Origin of the sequence: Paenibacillus alkalitolerans, from assembly GCF_016482785.1 — a bacterium.
GTDB classification, from domain to species: domain Bacteria; phylum Bacillota; class Bacilli; order Paenibacillales; family YIM-B00363; genus Paenibacillus_AE; species Paenibacillus_AE alkalitolerans.
This window is the reverse complement of record NZ_JAEMXM010000048.1, coordinates 1-4,730: the sequence shown is the minus strand read 5'-3', so window position 1 is coordinate 4,730 and position 4,730 is coordinate 1. Positions and strand designations below refer to the sequence as shown.

The window sequence follows — 4,730 nt, the reverse complement described above, 5'->3', positions numbered from 1 at the left end:
CTATCTAAGCCAGTGGGGGTTCGTGAATGCGAGAGACGTTAACTGAAATTGCTGCAACAAATAAAGAACTACATTTACGGGGGTAAATAATGTCTGCAAGGCTAATAGAAATATTTGAGAATGCAAATAAAAATTTTCTACAAAGTGATCTTGAATTATTTAATCTGAAGGTTTCCGAAAGAACGCTTTGTGGTGCGTTAATGCTTCACTTAAACGATATTATTAAAGACTCGGAGTTTTCTGAATATAAAGTAGACGTTGAGTTTAATCGAAATAAAAATGGAAAATTAAAAACTTTCGTCAAAACAATACATGGCCCTGGTGATGTTATTGTAAAAATTAATTGTGATCTTATTGTTCACAGCCGAGGAAACAATATCAAACAAGACAATTTAATTGCAATTGAGATGAAAAAAGCTAATAGAAAACAAAACCAAAAAGATGATGATAGATTAAGATTGATTGCTTTAACAAAAGACAGCTATGATGACATTTGGTCTTTTGATGGTAAGACTTTACCTGAGCATGTGTGCAGATATGCATTGGGAATATATTACGAAGTTAATTTTAGATCCCGCATTATTACAATTGAATACTATAAAAAGGGGGAAAGGTTTGATGTTAAAGAAATCAATTTTTAATATTGATTTTGGTTTGACAGCGTAATGTAACTCGAAGAGGGCAGCAACTTCAGTTAACACCGCATTCACGCATCGGGCCTAACGGCCCTCGGTCCGCAGGAAGCATTATTCGAGGGNAATGTAACTCGAAGAGGGCAGCAACTTCAGTTAACACCGCATTCACGCATCGGGCCTAACGGCCCTCGGTCCGCAGGAAGCATTATTCGAGGGAGCGGAATCAGCGGACAACCCTGCACCGGCTAAGATAGGAGCTATCTAAGCCGGTGAGGGTTCGTGGATGCAAGAGACGTTATGTGAAATCACAGTAATATATTATGAAAGCTTCACAAGGAGGTTTGTATGAAGACCATAATTTATATGGTTAGGCATGCCGAATCACCATACGATGAAGGAAATGAAAGAACAAGAGGACTCACCGCAAAGGGTAAGGCGGATGCTGAAAAAGTAACGAAGTTACTTATTGGTGAAGGAATAGACATCATAATTTCAAGTCCATATTCTCGAGCCGTATTGAGTGTTGAGGGATTGGCTCAGCACTTAAACTTAGAGATTAATACATATGAAGATCTCAGGGAACGTTATTTTGCTGCAGATGTTTATAAAGATTTAATGTCTAATATTAGAAATAACTTCAACAAACCCGAATATGCCTTACCAGGTGGCGAGTCTAACGCAGATTGTCAGAATAGATCAATTGCAGTACTCAAAACCATAATAAAAGAACACAAAGGGAAGAAAATTGCTATTGGAACACACGGTCTTGTAATGACTTTGATGATGAATCATTTTGATTCAAATTATGGCTTAGATTTCTTAGATCAATTAAAGAAACCGGATATCTATAAAATGCAATTTGAAGACCTAGAATTAAAAGAAGTAAAAAGAATATGGAAAGAATAGATTTATGTAGGTTTATCGAAGAGGACTGTGACATCACATAACAATGTGTTCACGCATCGGCGGACAAGCCGCCTCGGTCGCCGGGAGGCATTTCAGAGAAGAGGATTCAGGCGACACATCCGCACCACCCAACCGCATCGCGGCCGCTCACTTCGTTCGCTTAGGGTGGTGGGACGTCGTGAACACGGAAACGTTAGCTGAAATCAACGGAAAAATAGAAAAAAAGTAAATCAGGTAGAATTCAAAAATGAAAGGGATGCCTAATATGAATGATTGCATATTTTGTAAGATTGTCAACGGAGAAGCAAAATCATGGAAGGTATATGAAGATGAACATGCTCATGCATTCCTGGATATTAATCCTGTCAATGAATTTCATACGTTAGTCATCCCTAAGCAGCATTATGAGAACATTTTTGATATTACTGAGAATGATTTACTAAACGTAATGTCAGTTGTGAAGAAGGTTGTAACATTATATAACGAAAAGCTGGGAATTAAGCATGTTCAAATTATTAATAGTTCAGGTTCAGAAGCCCAACAAGATGTTTTTCATATCCATTTTCATATTGTCCCTCGATACAATGGGGACAATCAAGATATCAAATGGATAACTCATAAAGAATGGCATGAAAAGTTCAATGATTTATTGAACAAGCTTAAATGAAGTAAGTATTTCAAACATAATTGTATGTAAGTTCAGGGATGCCGTTTGACATCAGCTAACAACGTGTTCCTACTTCGCGGCTGCCGCCGCTCGGTCTGCCCGAAGTATTTCAAGGAAGAAAATTCAGGCAGACACATCGATTCCCCTAAGATAAGAGCTATCTAAGGGGAATCGACGTCAGGAACACAAAAACGTTATATGAAATGTGGCAAAACCATTAAAAAGAGTACAAAGGAGAAAAATATGAAAAGCAAGTCTCTCGTTTTTTTTGTAATTACTATTGGAGTAATTGTTTTGTTAGCACTTTGCATTTACGTGTTTAAAATCATTGACACTCACTTTAGTGGAGAATCAAAGCATAATAGGATTATTGAAATTGTAAGTGATTATCTTAACAACAGTAATATCAAAGAAACACAATCAATCCGAATTAATGCGTACAATAAAGCATTTTCTACATTTGAAGTAACCGTTAATAGTGTCAATAATAGTAGTTTTAATGTTTTGGTTAGAGATGATTTGAAATCTTTAAGAGATTCAAGAACAGAAGAACTTTACAACAGGAAGTTAAGCGAATATCTTAAATCCAAATTTAAATCTGAATTTCAAGAATAAAAAGCGAAGTTAGAGTAAATATTATGACCGATAATCAATTCTCGACCCGAAAAGATTATTTTTGGATTACTTTAATTGACCCGAGCGATATAACCAAACAAGAATTTCAGAAGTTGCATTAAATATTCTGGAATGGATCGCTAAAGAAGATAATAAAATGGATATGTTTTATTTGGATTTTATGAATAAAGAGAATTCAGGTAGCAAGTTCTATCTAAAACTAGATTCCAACAATTATAAAGGCAAAGATTTGACACCGTATATTAAGGAAGAAACTAAATAATAACTTTTGAAAGTAAATTCAAAGATGCCGCCACACTTCATATAACAACGCATTCACGCTTCGGGCTGTCGCCCTTGGTCTGCCGGAGGAATTTCGGGGAAGCGGAATCAGGCAGACAACCCTGCACTGGCTAAGTCCGTCGGACCCGGCTCCCGATGGTCGCCTTAAGCCAGTGAGGGTTCGTGAATTCAAGAACGTTATAGGAAATTTGCGCAAACTTAATATAAATCCGAAGGAGGTACTCGCTTTTGATATTTTTTGACATTGATCAAACCCTTTTAGATTTTAAGGGAGCAGAGAGAGCAGCAGTCGAAGCATTATACGAAGAATTATTCTCGAAATCCCGGTTTTCAAAACACGATTTTTATCGCTCTTGGCAAGAGATTGGAGAAGAGCATTTCAAAAAGTATCTTCAGTGTGAGTGTACTTTTGAACAACAAAGAATCAATCGAGTGAAGGATTTATATGAAACCACTGGAGAATACGTTTCGGATCAAAGAGCTATTCAGGTATTTGATCGGTATGTAGAATATTTTGAGGACAGTTGGCGTGCGTTCGATGACGTTCTTTCTTGTTTAGATAGCTTGAAAGGCTTTAGATTGGGAATCATTTCAAACGGTGATGAGATTCAACAGAAAAAGAAACTGGAGAAGTTAGGCATTTATGACTATTTTGAAGTAGTGGTTACTTCTGGAAGAGTAGGGAAAGCAAAACCTGATCCATTCATATTTGAATTTGCTTGCCGCGAAGCTTGTGTAAGGCCTGAAGAAAGTTTTTATGTGGGAGACAACCTGAAAGTAGATATATTAGGATGTGGTACATATAACATGAAGGGTATATGGATTAATCGAGATAATTTATCTGATGAAGGGACTGGAGTAATAACGATATCTAGCTTGAAAGAACTTAAGGATCAATTGTTTAAGTAATTCGGGGAAGGCGCAAACATCCTATAACACCGCATTCACGCATCGGGCCTGACGGCCTCGGTCCGCAAGAAGCATTTTCGGTGTTGCCGATTCAGCGGACAACCCTGCACTGGCCATAGGAGCTATCTAGGCCGGTGAGGGTTCGTGAATGCAAGAACGTTATGAGAAATCATTGCAAGACATTTAATAGTACATAGTTGGAGGAAGAAAAGTGGACGATTTTACAAAAACCAGAGTAACAAAAATTATGGAAAAGTACGTTGAAACAAAAATTCCAAAACACCTTCAAAATCAAATAAAAATGACATTCAAGATAAGAGGAAATAATGTAACGTTATTCGAAGAAAGACCCGCGTATGTTGGTGAAGGATGGACTCAACTAGATATCGCTCAATTTAGATTGGATCAAAACAAATGGAAAGTCTATTGGAGGGACAGTAAAGATAAGTGGCATTGGGTAGAAGATATTAAACCTGATGAAGATTTTGAAAAACAATTGAAGATAGTAGATAAGGACAATAGAGGACTTTTCTGGGGTTAATCGGGGAAGGCAATGACTTCTCATAACACCACATTCACGCTTCGGGCCTGAAGGCCCTCGGTCCGCAAGAAGCATTTTCGGGGAAGCGGATTCAGCGGACAACCCTGCACCGTCTAACCGCATCGCGGCCGCTCACTACGTTCGCTTAAGTCGG

The 4,730-nt window shown here is 37.8% G+C and carries 6 protein-coding genes; all 6 read left to right on the top strand.

What is annotated here, in order from left to right:
* Positions 1–89: 89 nt before the first annotated feature.
* The 6 genes from JET16_RS29600 (at position 90) to JET16_RS29575 (ending at position 4,576) form a co-directional block, all read left to right on the top strand.
* Complete coding sequence (locus tag JET16_RS29600) at positions 90–641, top strand: hypothetical protein (protein ID WP_199624821.1); 552 nt, start codon at positions 90–92, stop codon at positions 639–641.
* A gap of 339 nt (positions 642–980) precedes the next feature.
* On the top strand, positions 981–1,541 hold the full coding sequence (locus tag JET16_RS29595) for a histidine phosphatase family protein (RefSeq protein ID WP_199624819.1): 561 nt from the start codon (positions 981–983) through the stop codon (positions 1,539–1,541).
* Between the two features lie 265 nt (positions 1,542–1,806).
* Complete coding sequence (locus tag JET16_RS29590) at positions 1,807–2,208, top strand: HIT family protein (RefSeq protein ID WP_199624818.1); 402 nt, start codon at positions 1,807–1,809, stop codon at positions 2,206–2,208.
* A 243-nt stretch (positions 2,209–2,451) separates the two neighbouring features.
* The gene (locus tag JET16_RS29585; RefSeq protein WP_199624817.1) at positions 2,452–2,823 is read left to right on the top strand and encodes a hypothetical protein; all 372 of its coding nucleotides are present in this window, start codon (positions 2,452–2,454) and stop codon (positions 2,821–2,823) included.
* A 531-nt stretch (positions 2,824–3,354) separates the two neighbouring features.
* Positions 3,355–4,035, top strand: coding sequence for an HAD family hydrolase (locus JET16_RS29580; protein WP_199624816.1), 681 nt, complete (start codon positions 3,355–3,357; stop codon positions 4,033–4,035).
* 211 nt (positions 4,036–4,246) lie between these two features.
* Complete coding sequence (locus JET16_RS29575; protein ID WP_325176809.1) at positions 4,247–4,576, top strand: DUF3024 domain-containing protein; 330 nt, start codon at positions 4,247–4,249, stop codon at positions 4,574–4,576.
* Positions 4,577–4,730 lie beyond the last annotated feature (154 nt).

Excerpts from the sequence above, each read along its gene's own strand:
- JET16_RS29600 (WP_199624821.1), top strand. The coding sequence starts at position 90 with ATGTCTGCAAGGCTAATAGAAATATTTGAGAATGCAAATAAAAATTTT.
- JET16_RS29595 (WP_199624819.1), top strand. The coding sequence starts at position 981 with ATGAAGACCATAATTTATATGGTTAGGCATGCCGAATCACCATACGAT.
- JET16_RS29590 (WP_199624818.1), top strand. The coding sequence starts at position 1,807 with ATGAATGATTGCATATTTTGTAAGATTGTCAACGGAGAAGCAAAATCA.
- JET16_RS29585 (WP_199624817.1), top strand. The coding sequence starts at position 2,452 with ATGAAAAGCAAGTCTCTCGTTTTTTTTGTAATTACTATTGGAGTAATT.